At 45.9% G+C, this 25,328-nt stretch carries 27 protein-coding genes and 1 other annotated feature; of the genes, 11 read left to right on the forward strand and 16 right to left on the reverse strand.

What is annotated here, in order from left to right; translation table 11 throughout:
- Positions 1-223: 223 nt before the first annotated feature.
- The 3 genes from DC345_RS28545 to DC345_RS28555 form a co-directional block, all read right to left on the reverse strand.
- A complete protein-coding gene (locus DC345_RS28545; RefSeq protein WP_113056009.1) occupies positions 224-2,248 on the reverse strand; it encodes a peptidoglycan D,D-transpeptidase FtsI family protein in 2,025 nt (674 codons plus the stop codon).
- Positions 2,249-2,353: 105 nt separating this feature from the next.
- Positions 2,354-3,451: a transglutaminase domain-containing protein gene (locus tag DC345_RS28550; RefSeq protein ID WP_375137254.1), complete on the reverse strand. Its 1,098-nt coding sequence runs from the start codon at positions 3,449-3,451 to the stop codon at positions 2,354-2,356.
- A gap of 69 nt (positions 3,452-3,520) precedes the next feature.
- Complete coding sequence (locus DC345_RS28555) at positions 3,521-3,976, reverse strand: ATPase (protein ID WP_076290926.1); 456 nt, start codon at positions 3,974-3,976, stop codon at positions 3,521-3,523.
- A 216-nt stretch (positions 3,977-4,192) separates the two neighbouring features.
- Here DC345_RS28555 and DC345_RS28560 point away from each other — a divergent pair, with 216 nt between their 5' ends.
- Together DC345_RS28560 and DC345_RS28565 are read left to right on the forward strand one after the other, a co-directional pair.
- Positions 4,193-5,368 (forward strand): MFS transporter, encoded by a 1,176-nt coding sequence (locus DC345_RS28560; RefSeq protein ID WP_113056010.1) that lies wholly within the window; start codon positions 4,193-4,195, stop codon positions 5,366-5,368.
- A 372-nt stretch (positions 5,369-5,740) separates the two neighbouring features.
- Positions 5,741-6,088, forward strand: a complete 348-nt coding sequence (locus tag DC345_RS28565) for a toprim domain-containing protein (protein WP_024631255.1) — start codon at positions 5,741-5,743, stop codon at positions 6,086-6,088.
- Between the two features lie 79 nt (positions 6,089-6,167).
- On the opposite strand, the gene DC345_RS28570 is transcribed toward DC345_RS28565, so the two are convergent.
- Together DC345_RS28570 and cyoE are read right to left on the reverse strand one after the other, a co-directional pair.
- Positions 6,168-6,779 (reverse strand): SCO family protein, encoded by a 612-nt coding sequence (locus DC345_RS28570; RefSeq protein ID WP_181586763.1) that lies wholly within the window; start codon positions 6,777-6,779, stop codon positions 6,168-6,170.
- Between the two features lie 228 nt (positions 6,780-7,007).
- Positions 7,008-7,937 carry a heme o synthase gene (cyoE, locus tag DC345_RS28575; protein ID WP_113056011.1) on the reverse strand — a complete coding sequence of 310 codons (930 nt, stop codon included), beginning with the start codon at positions 7,935-7,937 and terminating at the stop codon, positions 7,008-7,010.
- A gap of 253 nt (positions 7,938-8,190) precedes the next feature.
- Here cyoE and DC345_RS28580 point away from each other — a divergent pair, with 253 nt between their 5' ends.
- Entirely contained in the window at positions 8,191-9,171 is a 981-nt protein-coding gene (locus tag DC345_RS28580; RefSeq protein WP_113056012.1) for a metal-dependent hydrolase, read from the forward strand.
- A gap of 105 nt (positions 9,172-9,276) precedes the next feature.
- On the opposite strand, the gene DC345_RS28585 is transcribed toward DC345_RS28580, so the two are convergent.
- The gene (locus DC345_RS28585) at positions 9,277-9,495 is read right to left on the reverse strand and encodes an alpha/beta-type small acid-soluble spore protein (protein WP_017692386.1); all 219 of its coding nucleotides are present in this window, start codon (positions 9,493-9,495) and stop codon (positions 9,277-9,279) included.
- Positions 9,496-9,615: 120 nt separating this feature from the next.
- Between DC345_RS28585 and DC345_RS28590 the strand changes: the two genes are divergently transcribed.
- A complete protein-coding gene (locus DC345_RS28590) occupies positions 9,616-9,813 on the forward strand; it encodes a hypothetical protein (RefSeq protein ID WP_063566137.1) in 198 nt (65 codons plus the stop codon).
- 111 nt (positions 9,814-9,924) lie between these two features.
- Here the strand turns inward: DC345_RS28590 and trpS are convergent, their stop codons facing one another.
- Complete coding sequence (gene trpS / locus DC345_RS28595; RefSeq protein ID WP_072735502.1) at positions 9,925-10,917, reverse strand: tryptophan--tRNA ligase; 993 nt, start codon at positions 10,915-10,917, stop codon at positions 9,925-9,927.
- 64 nt (positions 10,918-10,981) lie between these two features.
- Positions 10,982-11,247: a binding site (T-box leader), on the reverse strand.
- Positions 11,248-11,493: 246 nt separating this feature from the next.
- On the opposite strand from trpS, the gene DC345_RS28600 reads away from it, so the two are divergent.
- Both DC345_RS28600 and DC345_RS28605 read left to right on the forward strand, forming a co-directional pair.
- Positions 11,494-12,468 (forward strand): aldose 1-epimerase, encoded by a 975-nt coding sequence (locus tag DC345_RS28600; protein WP_113056013.1) that lies wholly within the window; start codon positions 11,494-11,496, stop codon positions 12,466-12,468.
- Between the two features lie 200 nt (positions 12,469-12,668).
- The gene (locus tag DC345_RS28605) at positions 12,669-12,902 is read left to right on the forward strand and encodes an alpha/beta-type small acid-soluble spore protein (RefSeq protein WP_024634588.1); all 234 of its coding nucleotides are present in this window, start codon (positions 12,669-12,671) and stop codon (positions 12,900-12,902) included.
- A gap of 84 nt (positions 12,903-12,986) precedes the next feature.
- Here the strand turns inward: DC345_RS28605 and DC345_RS28610 are convergent, their stop codons facing one another.
- Positions 12,987-13,400 carry an O-methyltransferase gene (locus DC345_RS28610; RefSeq protein ID WP_113056014.1) on the reverse strand — a complete coding sequence of 138 codons (414 nt, stop codon included), beginning with the start codon at positions 13,398-13,400 and terminating at the stop codon, positions 12,987-12,989.
- A 273-nt stretch (positions 13,401-13,673) separates the two neighbouring features.
- A complete protein-coding gene (locus tag DC345_RS28615; RefSeq protein WP_113056015.1) occupies positions 13,674-15,473 on the reverse strand; it encodes a M3 family oligoendopeptidase in 1,800 nt (599 codons plus the stop codon).
- A 118-nt stretch (positions 15,474-15,591) separates the two neighbouring features.
- Here DC345_RS28615 and DC345_RS28620 point away from each other — a divergent pair, with 118 nt between their 5' ends.
- Positions 15,592-15,762 carry a YycC family protein gene (locus tag DC345_RS28620; protein ID WP_113056016.1) on the forward strand — a complete coding sequence of 57 codons (171 nt, stop codon included), beginning with the start codon at positions 15,592-15,594 and terminating at the stop codon, positions 15,760-15,762.
- A complete protein-coding gene (locus tag DC345_RS28625; protein WP_063566143.1) occupies positions 15,759-15,992 on the forward strand; it encodes a hypothetical protein in 234 nt (77 codons plus the stop codon). Before DC345_RS28620 ends, DC345_RS28625 begins: the two co-directional genes overlap by 4 nt.
- 17 nt (positions 15,993-16,009) lie before the next feature.
- Here the strand turns inward: DC345_RS28625 and DC345_RS28630 are convergent, their stop codons facing one another.
- Together DC345_RS28630 and DC345_RS28635 are read right to left on the reverse strand one after the other, a co-directional pair.
- Entirely contained in the window at positions 16,010-16,741 is a 732-nt protein-coding gene (locus DC345_RS28630) for a DUF2225 domain-containing protein (RefSeq protein ID WP_113056017.1), read from the reverse strand.
- Positions 16,742-16,777: 36 nt separating this feature from the next.
- A complete protein-coding gene (locus DC345_RS28635) occupies positions 16,778-17,155 on the reverse strand; it encodes a globin domain-containing protein (RefSeq protein WP_053783277.1) in 378 nt (125 codons plus the stop codon).
- Positions 17,156-17,718: 563 nt separating this feature from the next.
- On the opposite strand from DC345_RS28635, the gene ylbJ reads away from it, so the two are divergent.
- Together ylbJ and DC345_RS28645 are read left to right on the forward strand one after the other, a co-directional pair.
- On the forward strand, positions 17,719-18,972 hold the full coding sequence (gene ylbJ / locus DC345_RS28640; protein ID WP_113056018.1) for a sporulation integral membrane protein YlbJ: 1,254 nt from the start codon (positions 17,719-17,721) through the stop codon (positions 18,970-18,972).
- Positions 18,973-19,076: 104 nt separating this feature from the next.
- Complete coding sequence (locus tag DC345_RS28645) at positions 19,077-19,880, forward strand: NAD kinase (RefSeq protein ID WP_024634403.1); 804 nt, start codon at positions 19,077-19,079, stop codon at positions 19,878-19,880.
- Between the two features lie 28 nt (positions 19,881-19,908).
- Here DC345_RS28645 and DC345_RS28650 read toward each other — a convergent pair whose 3' ends face one another.
- Together DC345_RS28650 and lipA are read right to left on the reverse strand one after the other, a co-directional pair.
- Positions 19,909-20,310, reverse strand: coding sequence for a YutD family protein (locus tag DC345_RS28650; RefSeq protein ID WP_240343221.1), 402 nt, complete (start codon positions 20,308-20,310; stop codon positions 19,909-19,911).
- Positions 20,307-21,206 carry a lipoyl synthase gene (lipA, locus tag DC345_RS28655; protein ID WP_076290937.1) on the reverse strand — a complete coding sequence of 300 codons (900 nt, stop codon included), beginning with the start codon at positions 21,204-21,206 and terminating at the stop codon, positions 20,307-20,309. The genes DC345_RS28650 and lipA overlap by 4 nt, the downstream gene beginning before the upstream one ends.
- A 203-nt stretch (positions 21,207-21,409) precedes the next feature.
- Between lipA and DC345_RS28660 the strand changes: the two genes are divergently transcribed.
- Positions 21,410-22,480 carry a M23 family metallopeptidase gene (locus DC345_RS28660; RefSeq protein WP_113056019.1) on the forward strand — a complete coding sequence of 357 codons (1,071 nt, stop codon included), beginning with the start codon at positions 21,410-21,412 and terminating at the stop codon, positions 22,478-22,480.
- A gap of 119 nt (positions 22,481-22,599) precedes the next feature.
- Here DC345_RS28660 and yunB read toward each other — a convergent pair whose 3' ends face one another.
- The 3 genes from yunB to gnd form a co-directional block, all read right to left on the reverse strand.
- Positions 22,600-23,475, reverse strand: coding sequence for a sporulation protein YunB (yunB, locus tag DC345_RS28665; protein WP_113056020.1), 876 nt, complete (start codon positions 23,473-23,475; stop codon positions 22,600-22,602).
- Between the two features lie 211 nt (positions 23,476-23,686).
- Positions 23,687-24,331 carry a fructose-6-phosphate aldolase gene (fsa, locus tag DC345_RS28670; protein WP_024632668.1) on the reverse strand — a complete coding sequence of 215 codons (645 nt, stop codon included), beginning with the start codon at positions 24,329-24,331 and terminating at the stop codon, positions 23,687-23,689.
- An 87-nt stretch (positions 24,332-24,418) separates the two neighbouring features.
- Entirely contained in the window at positions 24,419-25,312 is an 894-nt protein-coding gene (gene gnd, locus DC345_RS28675) for a phosphogluconate dehydrogenase (NAD(+)-dependent, decarboxylating) (protein ID WP_113056021.1), read from the reverse strand.
- Positions 25,313-25,328 lie beyond the last annotated feature (16 nt).

A 25,328-nucleotide genomic window follows, 5' to 3' on the forward strand; every position in this document is an offset into this window, starting at 1 on the left:
AACAGAAGAGACATATGCCGATTCTTTCGAAACGATGTCAATACAGACATATCGTTACTCTTTTTACTCCTGAATTAATTTTCATTCTCTTATATAAACGTATCATGGACGATGTTTGTTACATACTGATTTGCAGCAGCTTGTGGGAAAGTGGCCTCTTAGTCGTGGCAAACGTAAAAAGGACCCTCGAAAGGGTCCCTTCTTTTGTAATCAGCGACTTATATTACTGTGTATCTGATTCCTTATTTTTATCTTTTTTCGGTACACCGTCCAGACCAAACTCTTCGTCATACGCATCGAAGATCGCACGTGCAACTGGTGCTGCACTACTGGAACCGAAGCCCCCTTCAGGGATAACCACAGCTACAGCCAGCTTCGGATTGTTACGCGGTGCGTAAGCAATAAACACCCCGTTATCCACCAATTTCCCTCCGACTAACTGTGTGGATGTTCCTGTTTTTCTGGCAAAGTCATAAGGGAAACCGCTAAATGAAGATACCTCCGTTGCCATGCCTCGCTGTACTTCATTCCAGTAAGCATCATTAAAATCGACTGTGCTGAGCACTTTCGGTTTCATTTTCTCAACCACATTGCCTTGCGAATCACGGAACTCACTGACTAATTGTGGCTCCATACGTTTTCCTTTATTCGCTAGCATCGTAGCATACTGTGCCAGCTGCATCGTTGTATATTTGCCTTGTTGGCCAAAAGAGCCATAAACAAGTCGTGTTAGTGAACTTTCATTGGTGTTCATATAATCACGAATCCCCAAGAATTCATTCGGCAGATCAACCCCAGTTGACACACCCAAACCGAACTGCTTCATGTATTTATCCCAAACATTGATTCCCTCTGCACCATATTGGGAGTAAAGCTTCTTGCCGATCTCATCAATCATGAACACGTTCGAGGAATGTCGAATCGCATCATGGGGAGTCAACGACCCATACACGTGTCCCGATGAGTTCTGAACTCTACGGTTATCTCCACCGAAAGTCGTTGAACCTCTGTCTGAATAAACCGTATTAGTCGTGAAAAATCCTTCTTTCAAACCGATCAATACACTAAGCGGTTTAATCGTTGAACCAAGTAATACGATAGATTCCGCTCGTTTTTTGGAATCATCGGGCGGGAACGAGCGAATTGTACCATTTTGGTATACATACTTGATGTCATCATATTGATCGTTGCTAATACTACCCGTTCTCCAGATATTCGTGTCATAATCTGGCATACTGGCAATCGAAACAATCTTCCCTGTATCCACTTCCATAGCTACCGCAAAACCTGTTTTGGCATTCGGGTGCAGCTTACCTGAAACTGGATGTGTATGCAGCCAGCTTAGTTGATCCAGTATCGCCTGTTCTGTCTTCACCTGAACATTTTTGTTAATGGTTGTAATTAGGTCATACCCTTTTTCGGGTGGAGTAGAGCCTGCTACACCTTCAGGCAAATTCCGCAAATCAACATCAACGGAGTTATAACCGCTTTTCCCCCGCAGAACGTCCTGATATTGCAGTTCCAGTCCATCGAAGCCAACAAACTCATTCTCGGTATATACAAGACCTGGGTCCGTTTGTTTTTTATTGGCCTCATCAACCTCTTTGTATTTATCCAATGTTTTGGAGCTTTTGAACTTTTTGAGATAACCAATCGTCTGAACCGCTACCGTATCCGGATCATAGTAACGCACACTTTCCTCTACAATCTGAATTCCCTTGAATTCATCCTTGTGCTGCAGAAAATAGGCTACTTCCTCATCGGACAGATCACTCTTAATCAGACGTGGCATGAACCCGTTTGCTTTACGCGAATTGAGGTCCATTGCTTCTAAGATGTTATCGACCGTAAGGGCCTCGGAATCCTTTTTCTTATACTGCTCAAAAACATCATGCAGCCGTGTGGCGATGTCCTCCACTTCCGCTATATTCGGATTAGGCTTGCCATCCACATCCCCATAATTTTTGTATAAGGTCAGATACAAAGATTGAATTGGCTTGGAGTAAGCCAGCTTTACCTCACCCGTGGAATCATAGATGGTTCCTCTCACGGGAGCGAGCGGTACATCTTTGGTAATGTTGCTCGCTTCCTCCTGACTGAGTTCAGGCCCTTCCACGAATTGCAAAAATGCCAGCCGTACAATAATAACGCTAAAAATAACAAAGGAAGCGAAGAAAAATACGTTCATTCGGTAACTAAAGCGCCGCTTGTCCGTAAGTTCGTCCTTCTCTTTTGAATGATTTTTCATTCATCCTACCTCTTTCATGACTTGATGCATACCGTCCAGGCTGTACAGCCCCGGCATGATAACCTGGCAACGTCGTCATCTCCCGGGCCCATGTCCGGCGTAATATTAAGCTGATTGATCTTTCAGATGGGTATCGGCAAAATTAGGAGGATTGAACCAATCACCACTAATCGCCCAAGTAGGATCAAGCGGAATCCAGCTTTCCGAATCACTTAAATATATTTCATTCCATGCATGTGGACCATATCCACCCTGCCCGTTATAACCAAGCCCTGTAACCACTTTGACTTCCAAACCCTGTGAACGAGCCATGACTGCATATAGACGAGCGTAATCGATACATACACCTTGACGTGTATCAAATGTATTTTGTGGCGTCTGCTCATGCCATATGCCTTTTTGCTCATAGTCATCCACTTTGCCATAGTCATATTGAATGCGAGAACCTACCCAATCATATAATGCCCTAGCTTTGGCTTCATCTGTCGTTTGACCTTTCACAATTTCTTTTGCCGCAGATTCAATATCCGCCGGAATGTTATGGTCAATGACTTCATATTTGCGTTGCAGGATCGCGCCGAGTTCCTTTTGCACTGCTTGCGTAAATACAGGCAGTTTGTCTTTGATGAAAGTACCTGATAATGGCTCTATGACAGATTTGGCCCCTTGCATATAAATGGGGGAAGCCTCTACATAACGACTAAACATGCTGCCCGGATAGAGACTGACAATCATGAACAACACGGCAATCACAATCATCCCGCGGACGGAGCCAATAACTGTACCAATCACAGCACCCGTAAAACGGCTGAAAAATCCTTTGGGTCTGCTCTCTTGCTCTGCCGAACTGTATCTTCTGCTAAAAATAAGGGAAGAGAGCAATCCGAGAACCAATCGGATGAAGCCATAACTAATCACAAACAACACGGCAAACCGCATCAGCGGAAAATCAGCAATGGCCGTAATCAATGTATAATACATCTGCTCCCATCGGTTCAATTCACGGTTTGGCATGTCTGCCGCATGCACAGACAACCATTGCTGAACATATGGGGCAAGCCATAATGTTAAACCGATAGATAACAGAATACCAATGACCGCCATAATGCCATCCATGAGGAATCCAAAGAGTCTTCCTGCCGAACGTGAAGCACCTCTGGACCACCCCTGAAGCAATGAAGCCGCCACAATCAGCAGCAGCATAATCGTTATGCCGTTGAATTCTTTCAGACTATCCAGCCAACTTTGCAGCACGTATCCATTCCTCCTTTACTACGAAGCCGGTGCTGTTCCGTTCTCCTGTGCCTGTTTGACAAAAGTTCGTATCGTTTCATTGTCGACCTTCCATTCACCCACTGAGATCCCCCGGAATGTAACATCGACTTTATCCGAATTCGTTCTACCCTTAATCTCCACATTGGGGCTTGTGATGGTAAATGCTCCATCCTGTCCCTTGGTGTATGTTGCTTTGGAAGCTTCCTTGAGCATCATACTGGTCGCTTCTTTCTTCAATGTGTCCATCGTACTCGATTGGACGTCAGTAACTGTCTGTTTGATCTGATCAATGGAGATGCCGCTGTATATCAGTAGAGCCGCAATAATGATGATGGCAATCGCCCATTTCAATACGGTTTTGACCACGTTCAGAACAAAGAACAAAATGATCAACGCAACCACAATCACCAGCCAGTTCTGCATCACAAACTCTTTGATTACTTCTATGTTCATGACTACACCTTCCGTATTAGAGTTGATTATTAACACTTCCCGAATATTATACATGATTTCCGAAGCTGCTGTCAGCTAAGCCCTCCTATGTAAAAATAAACGGTCTAAGTTCGTCCCGCCGGGCGTACAAGTAGTACCATGAGGTTCTGTCCAAGGAACGGGGAACACGTCATGACCAGTTATTGAACATGCATCGCTTAACAAGGAGGGGCTTATGTGAAAACGGCCATCTGGCTATATCTATTTTTGTTCCTTGCTGTTTTTGATCTGCACGCCCAGTATCCAATCTTGACCCCTTTCGCTATCTCGCTCGGGGCGGCCCCGACCTTCATCGGCTGGATGATGGGTATCTACTCCTTGACTCATCTCCCAGGCAATCTGATTGCGGGAACTCAAATCGACAAACATGGCAGTCGTCGTTACATTGTATTCAGTTTGCTGGGTGCAGGCATCATTTTGCTTATCCAGGCGCAAATCCATACACCATGGCAGCTGCTCGCCCTGCGCTCCATCAGTGGGTTTGTACTTGCTTTTCTGTCTCCCGCCTGTCTCGCACTGCTTGCGCAACTGTCAAGTGATCCAATCAAGCAAGGCAAGTATATGTCAGGCCATGGCGTCGTACATACGCTGGCATCCGTGGTATCGCCTGCCGCAGGCGCATTGATCGTCGGAGCTTTAGGATTTTCCGCCACCTTTGCGAGTCTCGGTTATCTGCTCATTCTGTCAGGTGTTATCGCATGGTTATCCATGCCCAAAGGCATCGCTGAAGTTCAGCATGAGAAAGTGACCGAGCCCGCCAAGCCTATCAACCTTGTTGAAGAAAAAAGGAAATTCCTGCCCGTATCTTGGCGATATTTTGCTCTGCCACTTGTCATTGCTTGTGCTCAAGGAATTCTTTTTTTTGAACTGCCCCTGCGTGGAGGCGGCCATTCGTCCATGATGTCTACCGGACTTTTGTTTTCCATTATCAGCATTGGAGCACTATTTACCCTGAGTATGCTATTTCTCAATCGTTATTCCCCAAAACTGCGGTTGATTGCAGGTGTACTGCTGATGTCTTTATGTTTCTTTACTCTGGCGGCCATACCACAAATTCCATTATCATCCGTGCTTTTCGTTCTGGGGATGTCCAAGGGCATTATTTTCCCAGCCATGGCAACACTTTTTATTCATTTAAGCGGCGGAAACAAGCTGGGGCGTATCTTCTCATTACAATCCATCGCTACCTCCATCGGTTCTTTCATCGGTCCAATCACAGCAGGACAACTTCGTGTCGGTTTATCGCCGTATTTCATTGCTTTTGTATTATTGATGATCGGCATTATGCTGCTCCCTTATTTCACTGCCAGACGTGAAGCTTCCTTGCCTGATCCCAAAAGCATACTGGGTTAACCGTATCTAGATAATCTATATTCAAACCCTTTGACAACAGAAAGGCTTGTATTTTTCTTGGCTTTGCATCATTCCCCCATTTACAGCTAAACTATATAAAACGGACTGATGTTCTACACACAAATGAAGTGACTTCTTATCTTTAAGTTTTTCTTCTTCATTATCCTCATTAGGAATGGACGATCCAAAACGGAACGGCCACTTAGACATTCAGTTTAGAATGTGGAAAAGAAGTTAGAAATTAAAGATGTTTCTGTCAGCGTAGTCGCTCGTGTAAGAATTAGAAGGTCCAGTTTATATAATCCAGTCGATTTTCGCTGCAACATTTCCCGGGGAATGTCGACATAAGCTCTCGATTAAGAGGTGAATATGATGCCTATTCATGTCATTGTGGAAGGTAAAAATGACCGCAGTAAACTAAAACGTCTCGTAGGACCTGAAATCAACATTTTGTGCACATTTGGAACACTGAATTCCCTCAAGCTTGAGTCGCTGCGCAAACAGGTTGGTTACGATGAGGTCTACTTATTTATGGATAATGACAGTTCAGGTAAAAAAATCAGGGGTGTTCTGCGAGATGCCTTCCCGGACGCAGTACAGATGTATACACGACGTGGTTATGCGGGTGTGGAGGGAACTCCCGACGAATATATCATCGCCCAGCTGGAAAAAGCCGGATTGGAATCGTATATCCAATATCCTGAATTCCCATCGTTTTAAACCGTAAGAGGCTGCTCGCCGGGGTATTCATTCAACCCAGGAAGCAGCCTCTTTATTGATTTGTTATTATGACACATCTCTATTCCTTAATCAGATTGCGAATGTCTTCCGCAATGACAGCTGGTTCAACATCCTCTGTATTAAACGCGTTATATACCTTGCGCAATTGATTATTTCGATCCACCAATCCAATCATGTTCATATGGGCAAAATCGTCCTTGTTCTCACCTTCAATGAGGATCTGGAATGAATCCTTGGCGAGCTGCTTCGTTTGATCCATATCCCCCCGCAGGAAATACCAACCTTCATAATCCGCATGGAATCGATCTGCAAATTCTTTAATCTTCTCCTTTGTATCCACTTTCGGATCAAACGAGATAGATACAAAGGAAGCATCCTTCCCAAAGGTATCGTCCTCTTTCAACAGATCCTGCACTTGGGATAACGTAAAGGTCGTAATTGGGCACACATCCGGACAACTGGTGAAATAAAAGTAGAACAAACGCACCTTGCCTTTGGTATCATCCAGAGACACTGTGCTTCCATCCACATTTTCCATCGAGAAGGATTGAATCTCCCGAATTTCGGGTAACTTTTCCTTGCTGGCAAATACGGTGCCCCACATTAAATACACCGCCATAATCAGCGCAAGCCCTAGCAGCATCCATGTCCATTTATATTTTTTCAGCATCATTATCGTCCCTTCCGATATCAGATCATATGAATACGCATACATAAACTTTGAACAGTTCTCTATAAATTATGGACTCTGGATCGTATTTTCAATGGCATTTCCTCATTCCCTTACCACTTTGATGCATATGTATACGAAGAACCTAAACGACAAAGGTCCCCCTAGTTATTGTAACGGATCCACGGCCCCGTGCCCATCTAATGTTATTAAAGCATTTCATGCTGCTCATTTGTGCACTGTATCCAGAATCATCAATATAAAACTCAAAGATAGATAGTTAATGGAGTAAAGGAAGACCTTTTTGGCCCAGGCATCTGTATTTTGTGCACGAAAACCTTTAAGTGCGTAGTACAGCCACAGAACAGAAAGTATCAGTGAGACAGTAAGATAGAAGATTCCTGCATACCCGTAAGCATACATGAGGACCGGGACAAAGATTTGCAAAACCAGATAAGGAAGCATCTGAATCTTGGTCCGTTCAATACCCTTTACTACCGGTAATAGTGGAAATCCACCAGCCCGATAATCTTCCACCCTGCGGATCGCGAGCGCCCAGAAGTGTGGGGGCTGCCATAAAAACAACATAGCCAGAAGAAGCCATGCACCAAGATCCATACGTCCGGTTACTGCGACATACCCGATGACTGGCGGCATTGCACCAGACAGACCACCTATGGAGGTGCTCCATGTCGACGAACGTTTTAACCAAAGGGTGTACATAATCACATAGACAAACATGCCAAAAATGCCGCATAATCCGGCAAGTACCCCGGAGAAGGAAAAGAGTACGGATAATCCAATCACACCCAAAATAATGGCATAGGATAAAACAACTTTGGGTGTTAAACGTCCTGTTGGTAAGGACCTGTTGCGGGTACGTTCCATTTTGAGATCAAGTTCACGGTCAAAATAATTGTTAAATACACAAGAAGAAGCCATAATCAGTACCGTTCCAAGTAGGGTTAACAGCATCTTGCTGTAATTGACGTCCCACTGTGATGCAAGCCAAAAGCCACCAAAAACCGCAATAAGGTTGGTTCGAAGAATGCCCGGTTTCGTAATATGGATAAAATCTTTCCACGTCCCTGATTTCATCGGAGGCGCAGATCGTGTTGCCGAATCGGAAGAAGCCTGGTATCTCAATGGATTGTCCACGCTTGTGAATCCCCCTTCTTCTTGATCTCATGGAGGTTTTTCTCTCTGCCTCCGATATAAAGTTTATCACAGGAAAAGGAAAAAGAGTTTGACAATGCTCGTACAATTACTGTCAATTGAGCAGGTTCTTGTCATATCTTTGGAAATTAGGGTGTTTTGCTTCCCGGTAGGCGGATAATATACACTATATATGGGTATCACCTAGATAGAGAGGCAACTCGCATTAACGATACACCACACAAAGGAGACGTTTATGGATACTTCTACACATTTTGTCATGGGGATTGGTTTGGCCGGTCTGGCTTATGTCGATCCTGTTGTCGCGACGAGTCCCATGCTCGCAGCTGCGGTCATGGTAGGCACCATTGCAGGCTCGCAGGCTCCTGACATCGATACTGCGTTACGTCTCAAAAGCAACTCGCTCTACATCCGGAATCACCGGGGCATGTCCCATTCACTGCCATTTCTCCTGTTATGGGTTCTGCTCATCACCGGTGTCATTACACTGATCTTTCCGGGTGTCGCTATTGGACACGTCGCGGCCTGGACTGCTGTCGCCGTAGGCGTTCACGTTTTTACCGATTTGTTCAATACCTATGGAACTCAGGCAGCACGGCCTTTTACAGAACGCTGGATTGCCTGGAACATCATTCATATTTTTGATCCGTTTCTGTTCACCTCACATGTGCTGGCCATATTGCTATGGGCTTTCGATCTGATCGCCCCTGCCCCACTCTTTGTTTCACTGTATATTTTGATTGGCCTGTATTATGTATGGAGAACTATGGCACGTGCTATGGCTGTGAGACAGGTGAAGCGGCTCGACAAAAATAATTCAGAGGCTCATTACATGGTCATCCCAACGATATCCTGGAACCGATGGCATGTGGTGAAAAGACATGAAGATGGCAGTTATGAGATTGGCAAAATGGATCATTCCGTCCTAACCTGGAATCTCCATGCTTCATCGTCCACTCACGCAGCTGTCGCCGCTTCACGCAAATCTCCTGAAGTCACTGCATTTCTGTATTTCACCTCCTATGCTGTTGCAGAGGTGGAAGAATTACCAGCTGGATACAAGGTTCGCTGGGCTGATGTGCGTTATCGACACCGCAAACAATATCCATTTGTCGCTGTAGTCGTTATGGATCGAAATTTCGAAACGATTGATACCTATGTCGGCTGGTTAAGTGACGAGAAAATGGATAAAAAACTTTTATCCGCACGCTCTTGACGAAAGGTGCATGGAAAGGCACAATCAGACATAGGAACGAATGCGCGAGAAAGCCCGGAGCGTTTCCGCTCCGGGCTTCTGCTTATTGCTTTTTGGTTATAATAATTATTTGCCAGACCCAGCCAGAGACTGCTCAGCGATTTGTACCAGACGTTTGGTGATGTATCCGCCCAGAGATCCTGTCTCACGGGAAGTGTAGTTACCGTAGTAACCGTCTTGTGGGATAGTTACACCCAGTTCTTGTGCAGCTTCGATTTTCAATTGTTGCAGTGCTGAGTTTGCTTGAGGTACCACCAAGTTGTTAGAACGAGATCCTTGAGCCATATTTAAAATCTCCCTTCAATCTGTGTCTGTAATGTAATTGCAAGCTTGCAAGATTATTATGGCTCGTGTGCTTCAGGTTATACGGAATTTCATCAAATATCTATATGGAGGTTTTTCCCAATGAGCAAAGGTTTATCGCTATGGTTTGCATTCTCTTCGATTATGTTGTTAGCGGTTACGGCGATTATGATCTCTTACTCCGGCTGGTTGGCTACGCTGCTGTTTGTCGTGTCTGTTGCCAACATCGGTTGGGGATTCGTTATTCGCGCAAAGAAAGAGCGTCGTGAAGCACGTACTACCTCAGAAACAGCTTCTTAACCCCGGTAAACTTCATAGGATAGTACGAAACGATAATAAAGAGGAGCCCTATCAGGGCTCCTCTTTATTATGTGAACAATTCTTTTACTTTAATTTACTTGCCTCGTCCTATTACAACGTACGTCTAGGAACAAACCCCATACGTTCTTTAACCGCATTAAGTGTCTGGGAAGCCACCGCTTCTGCGCGGCGAGCTGAAGTTTCCAAAATATCGGCCAATTCGCCAGATTCACGAATTTCACGATACCGTTCCTGTAAAGGTTCAATAACGGATACAACCACTTCAGCCAGTTCTTTTTTGAACGGACCATACATTTTACCTTCATAGCGCTCCGCTACTTCTTTCAATGACAGACCTGCGCATTCAGCATAGATACTCATCAGGTTGCTGACTTCAGGTTTGTTTGCCGGATCATATACAACTTCACGACCGGAGTCGGTTGTAGCACGGCTAATTTTTTTACGAATCACATCTGGCGGATCAAGCAAGGCGATGTAGCTGCCTGCATTGGGATTACTTTTGCTCATTTTGGAAGAAGCATCATCCAGTGACATTACACGAGCACCCACCTGTGGAATATACGGGTCTGGAATCGTGAAATACTCACCATAACGATGGTTAAAGCGTCCCGCCAGATCACGTGTCAGTTCCAAATGCTGCTTTTGGTCTTCGCCTACCGGCACAAGATCAGCATTATACAGCAAAATATCAGCAGCCATTAATGAAGGATAGACAAACAGCCCAGCGCCAACGGAATCTTTACCCGATGATTTGTCCTTAAACTGAGTCATGCGTTCAAGCTCGCCCATTGATGTAAGTGTAGTCATCAACCAGCCCAATTCCGCGTGCTGCGGTACATGAGATTGCAGAAACACATTGGATTTCGTAGGATCGATTCCAGCTGCGATAAACAAGGCAGCTACCGCCTCAGATTGCTCACGCAGCGCTGCTGGCTCTTGAGCTACCGTTACAGCGTGAAGATCAACCACCATGAAGTGACATTGGTAGTCATGCTGCAATTTCACAAAGTTTTTAATTGCTCCGATGTAGTTGCCTAATGTGAGCTTGCCACTCGGTTGAATTCCCGAAAGTACTGTTTTCATTTCACATAACGCCTCCCTATTTATTTGTCCCTATTCTCCGCGAACGCAAAAAGGCCCCACATCCGCAAGGGACGTGAGACCGTGGTGCCACCCTTATTCGCATTTCTCCATACCTTTAGACCTGATTAGATCTTGTAGAAAAATGCCTTCATTTCTCCGTAACGTGGAGTATACGTCCGATTCTACTAAGGGTAGTCCAGACTTCAGACATCACCTGTTCAAGCCAGCACTCAAGGGTCCATTCGGTAAAGAGTTCACACCGGTTCACATCACCCACCGGCTTTCTGAAGAGAGTTCTCTTGGCTTACTTGTCCCTGTCATCGCTTTATTATCATTCACTGGATAAAACACATCGTTCAGAATACCATCTTAATCCGCGCGGACCAGAATGTCAAAATGGGAATAGCTTTTTTTACCCACTTCACTGAAATCTGTTATGATGGAATTGCTTATCCTAATCCAGCATTCATTCGGTATGCTAATGGGATAAGTGGCATGTACACAATGACACGCCTGCTACGGCAGTTAGAGCTGGCCGTTTGCAGACAGATTTCAAGTGGGAAAAGGAGCATCGATATGAAACAAGTGACCAAAGGCCAATGGAATGGTTACGACACGTATATCCTACATAGCCGTGAATTGGAGATTACCCTGCTGCCGCGTCTTGGAAATAATATTATCTCGATTCGCGATTTGGTGCAGGGCCGCGATGTCGTTCGCAGTCCGGAAGAAGATGAACTTGCCTTTTATTTGCAGAAGCCGTATCACTTCGGCGTTCCGCTTCTTGTTCCGCCAGGCCGCATTCATCGAGGACAATTCGAATATGAGGGAGTTCATTACCAATTCGATCAGAATACGGCCAATGACAACCATATTCACGGTCTCCACCGCAGCCAGTCCTGGTGTGTCAGCGACATCGAAGAAGATGAAGATGGCTGTGCAATTACAACGGAATTATTAACTGAAAATGAAGAGCATTGGATGGCTCAATTTCCAATTCCTTTGAAGCTTGAGATGACGTTCAGACTTCAAAACGCGGTGTTAAGCCAGCGTCTGCGTGTGACCAATCTGAGCTCTACTCCTGCTCCTTTTGGAATGGGATATCATACATGGTTTCTACTTGACGGCAAACCTGCCGAATGGTCACTTCAACTTCCTGTGTCCGGAATTTACGCTCAGAATGAAGAACAACTGCCTACAGGCCAGATTGAATCTCTCGGAGAATGGTCTTCTTTGAACGAAGGCATGAACATGCAAGGACGAAACTGGGATACCATTTTAAAAGCTGCCGAAGGGCAGCCAGCAGTAGCTCACTTGCGCAGACAGGATGGATACACGCTTAATTATTCAGCGGATGAAGCATATTTCAAACATTGGGTCCTCTTTACAAAGGGCGAATCCGACCAATTTCTATGCATTGAACCTTATACCTGGCTTCCTGATGCACCCAATTTGAATTTAACAGACGAGCAAACGGGACTGATTCGTCTGGAACCAGAACAGCCCGTTGAACTTTTTACACGTATTGAGATTGTACCGCCAACCGAGTAGAATCTTGTACTCTCAGGCGACTTCTATGGGACATAGCTCCTACTTTTTCCTTTTCTTCTGCGTAGCCGATCCATACTGGGTCGGCTTTTTTCATGTTATATCCCATCTTTTATATCCAAATTTTCCCTTACGCCATATCATGCATATTTCCTCATTCTCTAACCATACTAACATCACCAAGCCATAAGGAGGTGACACACATGTACGGAGGTCAAAACCAAGGAAACAGAAACTCTTCAAACAATCTGGTTGTTCCTCAAGCAACTGCAGCTTTGCAACAATTGAAAATTGAAGCTGCACAAGAGCTGGGTGTAACAATTCCCCAAGACGGTTACTACGGTAACTACACTTCCCGTGAGACAGGTTCTCTGGGTGGTTACATCACTAAACGTCTGGTCCAAATCGCTGAGCAGCAATTATCGGGTCGTTCGTAAGCTCGTAATTCGTGCTCCTATATGCAAGAACAAAAAGCGGCCTTCCTCTGAAGTGCCGCTTTCCTGTGTGCTCGCTCATCACAATTATGAAGACGACTCCATGCCTGAATCCATGTATGTATTGGTTCTTGGATAACGAATCATCAGGTTCGCCATATTATAGTTGGACTCCATCGTGGCATCAACCAGAATCATGCCTTGTCTTACTGTAAAATCATATGCAATTTCTCCATGAGTCCAATTTCGCTTGAATTTCAAAGTCTCCAGTGCCATTGCGCGGAAAGAAGAGCGCTGGATTTCGTTTAATCCACCGTCCTCCACTTCCATTTGACCGTCACGTCCGGTTATCGGATTATGTCGAATTCCAAACTTCCCAATTACATTATTTCGTATTTGCACAAATACCACACCTGAATCTAACCCTGATAATTCATGATCAAGCTCTTTGAACACCAGATCCAACTGTCGTGCTAATGAAAGCTGGTCAATTTTTACCATAACGCTCCTCCTTTATGCACTTCATCCTTCAAAACAAGGACTTACGACTCATTATATGACAACAAATGTGGTCATTCAACAAAGTCAAACAAACTTGGGTAATTATGACTATGATTTGCACAATTAATTGCCATTTTGCGTCCTTTTAGCGAGTTATTTCTCTCAATTGCGACAAAATATTTAGCAGGAGCTTAGCTTTAAAAAACATTTAAAAAGGCTGCAATCCCGTGTACATTTACACAGGATTGCAGCCCCATTACATATATAGGAATACTATTTTGCGGATTCTGTCATCTCAAGAAATTGATCAATATCGGCAATGACCAGGTTCGCAGCATTTTGCCAGAAATCCGGTTGTGTGAGATCTGTACCCAGATGTTTCTGTGCCAGTTCTTCTACCGTCATTCGGCCCGTATCTCGTAGCAAATCATCGTATTTATCGGCAAATGCTGTACCTTCCTCCTGCGCTCTGGCATAGATGCCTGCACTGAACATATAACCGAACGTATAAGGGAAGTTGTAGAAAGGTACACCTGTCAGATAGAAATGCAGCTTGGATGCCCAGAAATGCGGATGATCGGATGCTAGTGCACCACAGAACGCTTCTTGCTGTGCTTCCACCATCAGTTTGGACAACTCATCGGCATTCACCAAACCTTGTTTGCGTTGCTCATAGAACCGATTTTCGAACAGGAAACGAGCGTGAATATTCATGAAGAACGCAACGCTTCGTTGAATCTTGTCTTCGAGCAGAGCTAGCTTCTCTTGCTCATCCGTTGCTGCTTGAACCAGAGCATCGGCTACAATCAGCTCAGCAAAGGTAGATGCCGTTTCCGCCACATTCATGGCGTAGCGTTGATTCAAGGCTGGCAGTTCTTCCATAATGTGCTGATGATATCCGTGACCAAGTTCATGAGCAAGTGTCGACACATTCGACGGCGTCCCAGAGAAGGTCATGAAAATACGTGTTGCTTTGCTGAGTGGTAAGGACGTACAGAATCCCCCTGGACGCTTGCCAGCACGGTCCTCTGCTTCGATCCAACGTTTCTCAAACGCCATCTCTGCAAATTTGGAAAGTTTGGGACTGAACTTGGCGAATTGATCAACAATATTGATGGCTGCCTCGTCATATGTGACTTTTCCACCCGACTTGCCTACTGGTGCATCTACGTCACTCCAGCTGAGTTTCTCTACACCAAGCAGTTTCGCCTTGCGCTCCAAATATCGAACCAAAGCAGGTTTCGCTCCATTAATCACATTCCACATCGTATCGAGCGTCTGGCGCGACATGCGGTTGATCGCCAAAGGTTCCTTTAGAATGTCATCCCATCCGCGCTTCTCATACAATTTGAGACGGAAACCGGCGAGATGGTTTAAGGTATCTGCGCAGAAGTCTTCGACATCCGTCCAAGCCTGTTCCCAGTTAGCGAATACAGTCTCGCGCACATTTCGGTCACTGTCGCTCAGCTTATTCGCAGCCTGACCTGCGGATAACATCACCGTTTCACCATTTTGTTCAAATGGGATGTTAACCTTGCTTACAATGGTGTTATAGAATTTGCCCCACCCATGGTAACCATCTACGCCGAGATCCAGCGCAAGACCTTCAAGTTCAGGTGACAGTTTCTCACGAGCTAACGTGCGGCTCTCGTTCAGTGCAAAGGCAAGCGGCTGAACATCTTCCCGAGCAATCCACGCTTCCCATACAGAGTCTGTCATCTGGCTAAGTGTATTATCGAATTGGGACTTGGCACTATTCAGCATCGCGGCAAGAGAACTAATAGTTCCCTGAAGCTGGACTGCTTTTTTATCATTTTGGTTTTGTGAAGAAAGACAGGACACAAATGCCGACCCTTCCGAAATTCGGATATAACAGCTCTGCAGCAGTTCAAGGATCGGATCAAACGCATTCGTTTCTTCCAGAGACTTGGGTGCAGGTGTATCTTTCAAAAGGGCTTGCAGCTTGCGTACATCCTGCTCCAGCTCAATTAGATACGCAGCGAATGACTCAGAGGCAGAACCTCCACTAAAAATGGACTCCAGATCCCAGACGGGTTGTAATGGTGTTTTCATTTAAATAAGGCACCTCTCTCAGTAGAATGGATAATTAACCTTGAATTAGAACTGGTTTTATAAGCGCTATATCTCTATACTAGAGAAATAGTTTAAGCTATTTTCAGGAGGTAATCGTATGAAACCTTTACAAGTCTCGGCTGACACAGCCGTCAAATTAGCAGAATCTCTGGGTGTTCCCCTCGAACATCTGATGCATATGCCGCAGCATATCCTGATGCAGAAAATCGCCGAATTGGCCAAAGAAGAAGCGGCTAAACCTGCCACTACGGAAGGCGAGCAAGAATGATTCCCTTTGAGAACAGCTGGCCTTACGATATTGTAATGGGGGACATTTATGTACAGCAATGTCCGTACTGCCATGCAAACAATGTACTGCTGCCACTCAAACCAAAGGAGCTTGTACGCATTCGCGAAGGCAAAAAGAAATTACTGGTCTTTCCTTGTTGTAATGCCAGCATGACTGTAATCGACAACGATAGTGATTACTTGCTGTCCAGTCGTCCTGTCCGCAATTAGAGAACAACTCTCACTTATCAAATGGGGCTGCGTTTCGCAGCCTCTTTGTCTGCTTCAATCATTTCATCTGGCAATTCCACCTTGCTCGAAATCATCTGTTCCCGCAGTAATGCCCACTGTTCTCGCGAAGCACGAATCATGGCTGCATCGGTAATGCGCTTGTCATGAATAACTCTGCCGAACCATTTTACAGCCTCATGGAATCGACCTACCCTGCGGTTCAACTCTCCCAACAGATAAAGAAGCTTGGCTTCATTCCCACCAGTACCTTCCCGTTCATAAACCTTTACATAAGCCTCAAGGCTAAATTCAAGAAAACGGTTTTCCTGGGTATGATCCTCCATGTAACGATACAGCCAGGCAATATGATGCAGCAAACCGGCAACGACACGATCCTTCTCCTGAATAACCTGCGCACACAGCAAGCCAAGCTTGTATGAATCCATCGCCTGTTCCAGCGTCCGAGCTCCGCTATAGTCACGTTTCACCAACCGATTACCGATCTGCTCCTTAAAAGCCTTTCGTTGTTTATCGTTCAATTGTTCCGTCGAATTCTCCGTCGAAGCGAAACCACACTCGGGACAGATGCGAACAACATAGAAATCCGGATTCTCCCGCTTGTAGTAAGCGCAAAAATCAGAATCCGTCCGATATGGCCGTTTTAAGCTTGGTCTTACACGTGAGGTATCATACTCGTTCTCGCAATAATGACACTTCACCTTTACCTTATACAGAGGCTCTAATTCCACTCATTCCATCCCTCTCCCATAAGCTTGTAATCGGAACTAAGGTGTATTCACAAAATGGTGCGCTGGCCCCGACAATCGCTGCAGGACGAAAGAATGCAACGGCTCTTCCACACCAACTTGTGTCAACGCCTGATCCATACATGCCAGCCAGGCTTCTGCCCGTTCAACAGTCACTTCAAAGTGCATATGACGTGCACGCATCATCGGATGACCAAAAGCCTCGGAAAACAATGCAGGACCACCGAAGAACTGGGACAAAAACATGTATTGCTTGTCGATTACCGGCTGAATATCCTCTGGAAAAAGAGGTGCCAGCTTCTCATTCTGCTGAACAATCGGATAAAAAGCTTCAACCAGCGCGCGAACGCCTGCCTCTCCACCAAGATTGTCGTAGATGCTCAAACTAGGATTCATTTCCGTCTTCCCCTCCTTTCAGATGTCGAATTTTGACGTATATTACACTCCCATGCTTAATTATGAAAGGAGATTGAAGAACAAGGCCACGAACACCTTTATCTTCATTCTATCAAAAAAATCCCAAAAGTCCTATATAACATGAAAGGCTTATGGTACCACATAGCCATGACTCATCCAGGTCTATCTCGTACTGAAGACACAAAAAAAGCGCCAAACAAGAGGTTTGGCGCACCAGATATTTCATCAATAACTTCGCCAATCCTCTTCTTCAGAGCGCACGAGCGAGGCACGTATAACATAAACAAAAGCACAAACCAGGATTCCGGTGACAAGACTCATAATCATCACTCCATCCGATTTAATTCCACCTTCTAGGTAAATAGGTGACGTCCAGGCGTTTTTATCATTTTAGCATACATCTTTTAAAAACACAGCCACTTTTGCAAGCGCTTTCTAAACATTAATTTGTACTGTTTGTCCGCTTTGTCTCATATATTGATGGCAAAAGCACCAGCGATCTGCTGCACACTGACCATTCCAAAAATAAAGGAGAAGAATTCATGGCCGCTTCACAACGAATCACCCATGTCCTGATTCCACTAGCTCTCCTGATCCTGTGTGTGTTGATGGTGCTGTTTCCTGCAGAAACCTGGCATGCAGGTGTACGCGGACTATCCATTTGGTGGGACGTGCTGTTTCCCTCCCTTTTTCCCTTTCTGGTGCTTTCCGAGCTGCTTCTCGGATTTGGCATTGTTCATTTTTTGGGTACACTCTTAAATCCATTGATGCGTCCGCTATTTCGCGTTCCCGGAAGTGGTGGCTTTGTGTTTGCCGTCAGCTGCGCTTCCGGTTATCCCACTGGAGCCAAATTGACCGCACAATTATGGGAACAAAAATTGGTTACTCGGGAAGAAGGCGAACGCCTCGTTGCTTTCACCACATCATCCGATCCCATCTTCATGATTGGAGCCGTATCGGTCGGTTTTTTTCATAATGTAGCTATTGCTCCCATACTGGTCACATCACATTATGGTGCTGCATTTCTTGTAGGCCTGCTTATGCGGTTCCATGGCAACGTCCCCGTAAAGGATAAACAGTTGATCAACGACTCTCCCTCCGCCTCTGAAGAGGTGCACAAAAACAGACTTCTCCGAGCCATTTATGCCATGCACGAGGCAAGAAAGGCGGATGGACGGGCATTTGGTGAATTGCTGCGTCAGGCAGTTTCCTCATCCCTTCGCCTTATTATTATCGTAGGTGGGTTAGTTGTATTCTTCTCCGTTATGATGGAATTACTCGTTCAAACTGGATGGCTAGGCGGGTTATACGCCATTACGGAACAACTGCTTCTATATACAGGATTCCCCCCTGCCTTATCTCACAGTCTCGTAGGGGGTTTATTCGAAGTCACTTTGGGGGCCAAAGAAGCAGGAGCGGCAGGCATTTCCATTCCGCTCGTGTACAAAGCTGCTGCTGTTGCATTTGTCCTCTCCTGGGGAGGATTATCCGTCCATGCCCAGATCATGAGTGTCCTGAGCAACACACCCATGAGATATGGCCCCTTTCTGTTTGCGAGAGCAATCCACGCTCTCATCGCACCCATACTTGTACTTTTGTTGTGGTTGCCAATGATGGGTGGTTCAGAATGGCCTGTTTTGTTCCAAACCGGTGCCAAACCAGAATTATTTTTGTATACACCAGATTGGGGACAGATCCTGTTTTCGGGAATTGGTGTACTTGGAGGCGTATTACTTTTACTGCTGATACTTTCTCTGATGAGTGCCTTCTTCTTACCTCGACGTATGAAGAAATAAGCCTTCTTGCGCGTTTATATTCAACTGAATATCAATCCAACGTTGTGTTCTTCCCTGGAATTGATTATCATCGGTAGTATAATGACCACAAAGGAGCTTTCATCTTGAGATACTATGTTCAAGACCGCGGAGACCAGTTATCGATTGATCTCAGTCAGCAGTTTCATGCGCTGGCCAAAGAGGAAGGGTTTAAGCTGGATGCAGAATCGCCGGAGATTGTCATCTCCATCGGAGGCGATGGTACGATGCTGCAAGCATTTCACAATTTCATCGACCGCATCCCGGACATTGCTTTTGTTGGGGTTCATACAGGCCATCTCGGCTTTTATGCCGATTGGAAGAAGGAAGAATTACGGGAACTGGTTCGATTAATGAGCGGCAAAGGCGACCCGGAACGACTCAAACCCCGGATTGTGGAGTATCCGCTGCTGGAGCTGGAGATTCGTAAAAAGTCGGGCAATACCTCTTATATCGCACTGAACGAATTTACGTTAAAAGGTGTAGACGGAACAGTCGTGGCTCAGGTCGACATTAATGACGTGACGTTTGAGATGTTCCGGGGAGACGGTATCTGTGTATCGACACCTTCAGGCAGTACGGCATACAACAAGGCGCTTGGCGGCGCCATGGTGCATCCAACGATCGAGGCTATTCAGATCGCCGAGATTGCATCAATTAATAACCGTGTCTATCGGACGCTGGGTTCACCGGTTATTTTGCCCAAGCACCATCACTGTGATATCTTCTCACGCAAGGATCAGCGGTTGTTGCTTACCATTGACCACGTAAACGTTATGGTGGAAGATCTCATATCCGTACGCTGCCAAGTGGCTCGTCACAAGGTCAGCTTTGCCCGTTTCCGGCCATATCCGTTTTGGAACAGGGTTCGCACAGCTTTTTTGGACTAAATACATGCACAAAAAAAAGCGGTCCTTCTCAGGAACCGCTTTTTGCTTTGGCTTGAGGCTGATCTTTGCTCTTCTGAAGCACAAAGTACGCACAGCCAAAATTGCAATATTCATTGATGTAGTCCACCATGCTAGAGATCGTGGAATCCTTCGTTGCTTTGGGATGGTTGTCCCGGTAAAAACCCTTCAACCGCAACTGGCTGTAACCCCAGTCCCCAATAATGTAATCGTACCGCTCCAGCACTTCGCTGTAACGGTCACGGAACACTTCAGGATTCCAGCCTTCTTTGTGGTTCTGCACAATTTCATAATTCTTTCCGCCGATTTGTACAATAACCGGTTCTTTAGGTTTGTCCTGCACAGGCTCCTGAACCGATTCCTGAATCTGTTCTGAACTTTTTTCTTCTTCCAAACCTGTCTCCTCCATCATGCGTGAGATGCCGCCTTTTCACTATTTTTCGCAGCAGATTTCACTTGTTCATGGGCATGGTAGGAGCTGCGGACCATAGGTCCGGATTCCACGTGGCTGAATCCACGCTTCAGTCCTTCCTGCTTCAATGATGCGAACTCCTCTGGCGGATAATACTTCTCCACAAACAGATGTTTCTCGGATGGCTGCAAGTATTGACCAATCGTCATAATGTCACAATCCACAGCGCGCAGATCATCCATCGTTTGCAAAATTTCATGATATTCCTCACCTACACCAAGCATGATACTCGATTTCGTTGGGATATTTGGCTGCATTTCCTTGGCACGAGCAAGCAGTTCGAGTGAACGCTTGTATTTCGCCTTGGCACGGACTTTGTCCGATAGCCGCTCTACTGTCTCAATGTTATGATTCAAGATGTCCGGTTTGGCATCCATTACAATCTGCAAGGAATCCCTGTCACCCAAAAAGTCTGGAATCAGCACTTCTACGCTGCATAAAGGCAAACGACGACGAACGGCCTTCACCGTCTCTGCAAAGATTGTCGCTCCTCCATCCTTCAGGTCATCACGCGCCACGCTCGTAATTACGCAGTGCTGCAGATTCATCTGTTCTGCCGCTTCTGCCACGCGTTCTGGTTCCTGCAAATCAAGTTCCGTTGGCAAGCCAGTATTCACCGCGCAAAAACGGCATGCCCGTGTGCAAATGTCGCCCAAAATCATAAAAGTAGCCGTCCGATTGGCCCAACATTCGTAAATATTTGGGCACCGTGCTTCCTCACATACTGTATGCAGCGTTTTGGAACGCATCATCGTTTTCATTTCCTGATAGTTATCGCCGGTTGTCAATTTGATCCGAATCCAGTCCGGTTTCGGTTCTTTAACACGTTTAGCCAATGCATAAACCTTCTTTCTACTGAAGTTAGGCTGTTGCTCGGAACATATTATACCATGAAAGCGCTGGAAAAACCCCCATTTGTCACATCTTGTGCATTCATGTCTTACATGGATAAAATGAAGACTTTTGAAGAACGCTAGGTTATAGCTTGGTTCACCGGGTACCATGTGCATCATCTCAATGGAAAGGGGGCTGCTTCCCTGTGCAAGATCGCTTTACATCGCGGTTAACGTATTCCTTTTGGATCAAAACATTGCTTGCAGGCACACTGCTTCTCCCATTCTTGCCTGTTGATGTTTACGGTGAACCCACCGCCGCTGATTCCAAACCTCAGGCTGTAGAGCAAAAACCAGCGGACATTTTCGCTGCACGTCGACATCTATATGAAAGCATTGGTCAGATGACCCAAATTCCCTGGTACAGGCTCGCAGCGATTGATCAATACGAACGAACCATCTCGCGTGCACATCCGAAAGATCGTAAACATCCGGATCGGCTGACCGGTATATTCATGACCTCCCCAGCCTGGAGAGGCTGGCTCAATCCGGATGAGACGGATCAACATCCGGGTTCCATTGTCTTTTTCAATGGATATGGTCGTGATGGTTCTGGTGATGGTGTTGCAGATGCCAATAATGACCTGGATATACTTTACAGCATGGCTTCCATTATTCAGAATTATGGGACCAAACCGGAGGACTTCAACATCGCCCTGTGGGAATATTATCATAACTCCCGGGCGGTACAGCGCATTCAACAATTCGCGAAATTATATGAGCATTTTGACAGCCTTGATCTCTTTGGCCACGCCTTTCCCGTCCCTCTCGGAACCAACTACTCGTACCGCAGTACCTGGGGGACCAAACGCAGCTGGGGCGGGTACCGTATTCATGAAGGCACGGATATTTTTGCACCCCATGGCCTTCCTGTGCGCAGCACCTGTTACGGTGTCGTGGAAATCAAAGGCTGGAATCCGTTCGGCGGCTGGCGTATCGGTATTCGTGATCTGAACAACCATTACCACTATTACGCTCATCTATCCGGTTTCGACAAAAACGCCCATATCGGCGAAGTGGTTACCCCTGGTCAGGTTTTGGGCTGGGTGGGCAGTTCAGGGTATGGAAAACCAGGTACACAAGGCAAGTTTCCTCCTCACCTGCACTATGGTATCTATCGGGATAGCGGTCTGAATGAATGGTCGTTCGACCCTTACCCAAATCTGAAACATTGGGAGCAGGAAGAACGTAAACAGAAGAAAGCCAAAAGCAAATGAGCAAAATGAGGTTGAAACAATGGATGATAAATATCTATTGAGTTTGAGATGAATATTAATGCAAAGCGGGACCTCACATAGAGGCCCCGTTTTTTTATTCCATATTTGCTTCGACTCATTTAGTGGGTTACATCTACGTCAAGCTGCAATCCCCCATTCGGATCAGACAAATCCGGCTCAACCTCCAGTCCATTTCCGTTTAGACCGTTTGCCGGAGCCTGCTGCTGGTTGGAAGAGTTTGAATTCGGTGCTCCTCCATGACCACTCGAAACACCCGTCTGACCCGATGGCAGTGCAATGGCTGGTGCATTGCTACCGTTGCTTCCCACCGGCTTGCCCTGATTATCATAGTAGTACATCGGCACATCCCCGACCACCAACAGGTAAGATATCGGAATTTCCGTATCAACGGTCTCAGGTTCCATGTCAAAGGGCACCACTACCGCGACTTCGGCAATGATGTGAATGTACACTTCAACCAGAATCATGTTTATACCGGCGTTCTGCTGACGGGTGTTCAGATCCACCTTGACGGCTCCCTGTGGCTCAATACGAACCGGTATATTTGGACCAAAGGATGCCAGTACCGGGCTGCCCAGCGCCTGCCCAAGCGGAATTTTTTCTTTTAACATATGCACGTTCTGCAGAGTGGATTGCACGATGTTCATCGTACTCGCGGTGATCCGCATATGCTCGTCATAGTTCAGCATGAATCCGGACACTTTCCCAGCCGTATCGGTTTTCCAGTCAATCAATCCTTCGGTGGATTTCCCTTCAGAAACCTGCGCTGTTATCGCCTTGTTGATCGCTTCCGTTGCAATTTGCTTCACTCTGATTTTGGCCAGATGCATGATGGGTGGTTTCATTTTCTTATCGACATAGGCAAAACCCTGCATCAAACAAAATGCTGTTACCAATAAAATAATCAACCACATTTTGCGCCTGCCACTTGGCGGCTTGCGGCGTCTTCGGCTTCGCCATCGTCTTCTCATCATCGGGCGTCCCTCCCCTGCGGGATGAGCTATAGGCTATATACTATCCTTATGCACTGTTGTCCCGAAAAAGAAGGACAGCACCTGCTCGTACGTGGATATCATCATTCTGCAACTAAAAAAGCCTTCCGCCAGCAGATTTTGATTATCTGCTAGACGAAAGGCTTATTAATGAAATATGGCTCTGAGAAATCAGATCCCTGTCCACATTTAATTATTTCGGAACGGACTCCCAATCTTTCAGGAAGCGTTCAATGCCGCTGTCTGTCAGCGGGTGTTTCCACAATGTTGGCAAGAGCGAACCCGGAATGGTCGCGATATGCGCACCGGAAAGGGCTGCATCCTCCACATGTTTGATATTACGGATGCTTGCTGCAATAATTTCGGAAGGCAAATCATACGTATCCAGAATGAGACGCAGATCGCGAATCAGCTTCATGCCATCCACCGCAATATCATCCAGACGACCAACAAATGGACTGATGTACGTTGCGCCAGCTTTCGCTGCCATCAGGCCCTGTGCTGCAGAGAAGATCAGCGTTACATTTGTTTTAATTCCTTTTTGCGTCAGTTCATGACAAGCATAGAGTCCATCTTCGGTCATCGGTAGTTTAATCACTACATTCGGTGCCCACTCTGCAATTTCATAAGCTTCCTTCAACATATCCTCGGCTTTGAGTCCGATAACTTCAGCACTGACCGGGCCTTTAACAACGCCACAGATCTCCTGAATCACTTCTTTAAATACGCGACCTTCTTTGGCAATCAAAGACGGGTTGGTCGTGACTCCATCCACCAGACCAAGACGTTCGATCCGTTTGATTTCTTCAACATTACCTGTATCTAAGAAAAATTTCATGATATGTTCCCTCCACTTGATGAATTTTGTAAACAACTATACTCATCATTACCCGATTATCCGTATATGTTAACAGTTATATATGAATTAATTTTTTTCTACAGCGTGACCGCCAAATTCATTACGCAAAGCTGCGACAACTTTACCTGTGAACGTGTCTGTTTCCAGGGAGCGGTAACGCATCAACAGGGACAACGCAATAACTGGCGTAGCAGTTTGCAGGTCAAATGCTGTTTCAACTGTCCAACGTCCTTCACCGGAAGAATGCATAACGCCTTTGATTTCATCCAAGTTAGCATCTTTGGAGAATGCACGCTCTGTCAATTCCATCAACCAAGAACGGATAACGGAACCGTTGTTCCATACACGAGCAACTTGCTCGAAGTCGAAATCGAAGCCGCTTTTCTCCAATACGTCGAAACCTTCACCGATGGAAGCCATCATACCGTACTCGATACCGTTGTGAACCATTTTCAGGAAGTGACCGCTACCTGCTTTACCAGCATACAGGTAACCATTTTCAACGGAAGTATCCTTGAATGCAGGCTCAACGATTGCCCAAGCTTCAGGATCGCCACCGATCATGTAACAAGCGCCATTACGTGCGCCTTCCATACCGCCGGATGTACCAGCATCCATATAGTGAATGCCTTTAGGTTTCATTTCTTCATAACGACGGATGGACTCTTTGTAGTGCGAGTTACCCGCTTCGATGATGATGTCGCCTTTGGACAACAGTGGGCTTACTTCAGCCAGTACAGCGTCAACCACGTTGTGAGGAACCATGATCCATAATACACGTGGGGATTCAAGGGAAGCCACCATTTCTGCATAAGAAGATACGCCTGTTGCACCGTATTCTTTCATTTCATTTACAGCTTCAGCGTTAAGGTCAAAAGCAACCACTTCATGTTTGTGGTCAATCAGGTTTCTACCCAGGTTCAATCCCATTTTACCTAATCCAATAAGTCCAAGTTTCATTGCTAGTTCCTCCTGT

Source organism: Paenibacillus taichungensis, assembly GCF_003287275.1.
Classification (GTDB): domain Bacteria; phylum Bacillota; class Bacilli; order Paenibacillales; family Paenibacillaceae; genus Paenibacillus; species Paenibacillus taichungensis_A.

Bases quoted from the DNA above. Each gene is read 5' to 3' on its own strand.
- DC345_RS28590 (WP_063566137.1), top strand. From the start codon at position 9,616: ATGAGCAAAGGTTTATCGCTATGGTTTGCATTCTCTTCGATTATGTTG.
- DC345_RS28555 (WP_076290926.1), bottom strand. From the start codon at position 3,976: ATGAACATAGAAGTAATCAAAGAGTTTGTGATGCAGAACTGGCTGGTG.
- DC345_RS28580 (WP_113056012.1), top strand. From the start codon at position 8,191: ATGGATACTTCTACACATTTTGTCATGGGGATTGGTTTGGCCGGTCTG.
- DC345_RS28650 (WP_240343221.1), bottom strand. From the start codon at position 20,310: ATGATGGAGGAGACAGGTTTGGAAGAAGAAAAAAGTTCAGAACAGATT.
- DC345_RS28625 (WP_063566143.1), top strand. From the start codon at position 15,759: ATGATTCCCTTTGAGAACAGCTGGCCTTACGATATTGTAATGGGGGAC.
- DC345_RS28620 (WP_113056016.1), top strand. From the start codon at position 15,592: ATGAAACCTTTACAAGTCTCGGCTGACACAGCCGTCAAATTAGCAGAA.
- DC345_RS28565 (WP_024631255.1), top strand. From the start codon at position 5,741: ATGCCTATTCATGTCATTGTGGAAGGTAAAAATGACCGCAGTAAACTA.
- DC345_RS28610 (WP_113056014.1), bottom strand. From the start codon at position 13,400: ATGGTAAAAATTGACCAGCTTTCATTAGCACGACAGTTGGATCTGGTG.
- yunB (WP_113056020.1), bottom strand. From the start codon at position 23,475: ATGATGAGAAGACGATGGCGAAGCCGAAGACGCCGCAAGCCGCCAAGT.
- DC345_RS28570 (WP_181586763.1), bottom strand. From the start codon at position 6,779: ATGCTGAAAAAATATAAATGGACATGGATGCTGCTAGGGCTTGCGCTG.
- DC345_RS28605 (WP_024634588.1), top strand. From the start codon at position 12,669: ATGTACGGAGGTCAAAACCAAGGAAACAGAAACTCTTCAAACAATCTG.
- trpS (WP_072735502.1), bottom strand. From the start codon at position 10,917: ATGAAAACAGTACTTTCGGGAATTCAACCGAGTGGCAAGCTCACATTA.
- DC345_RS28600 (WP_113056013.1), top strand. From the start codon at position 11,494: ATGAAACAAGTGACCAAAGGCCAATGGAATGGTTACGACACGTATATC.
- DC345_RS28585 (WP_017692386.1), bottom strand. From the start codon at position 9,495: ATGGCTCAAGGATCTCGTTCTAACAACTTGGTGGTACCTCAAGCAAAC.
- fsa (WP_024632668.1), bottom strand. From the start codon at position 24,331: ATGAAATTTTTCTTAGATACAGGTAATGTTGAAGAAATCAAACGGATC.
- DC345_RS28550 (WP_375137254.1), bottom strand. From the start codon at position 3,451: ATGCTGCTGCTGATTGTGGCGGCTTCATTGCTTCAGGGGTGGTCCAGA.
- DC345_RS28635 (WP_053783277.1), bottom strand. From the start codon at position 17,155: ATGAATCCTAGTTTGAGCATCTACGACAATCTTGGTGGAGAGGCAGGC.
- DC345_RS28545 (WP_113056009.1), bottom strand. From the start codon at position 2,248: ATGAAAAATCATTCAAAAGAGAAGGACGAACTTACGGACAAGCGGCGC.
- DC345_RS28615 (WP_113056015.1), bottom strand. From the start codon at position 15,473: ATGAAAACACCATTACAACCCGTCTGGGATCTGGAGTCCATTTTTAGT.
- ylbJ (WP_113056018.1), top strand. From the start codon at position 17,719: ATGGCCGCTTCACAACGAATCACCCATGTCCTGATTCCACTAGCTCTC.
- gnd (WP_113056021.1), bottom strand. From the start codon at position 25,312: ATGAAACTTGGACTTATTGGATTAGGTAAAATGGGATTGAACCTGGGT.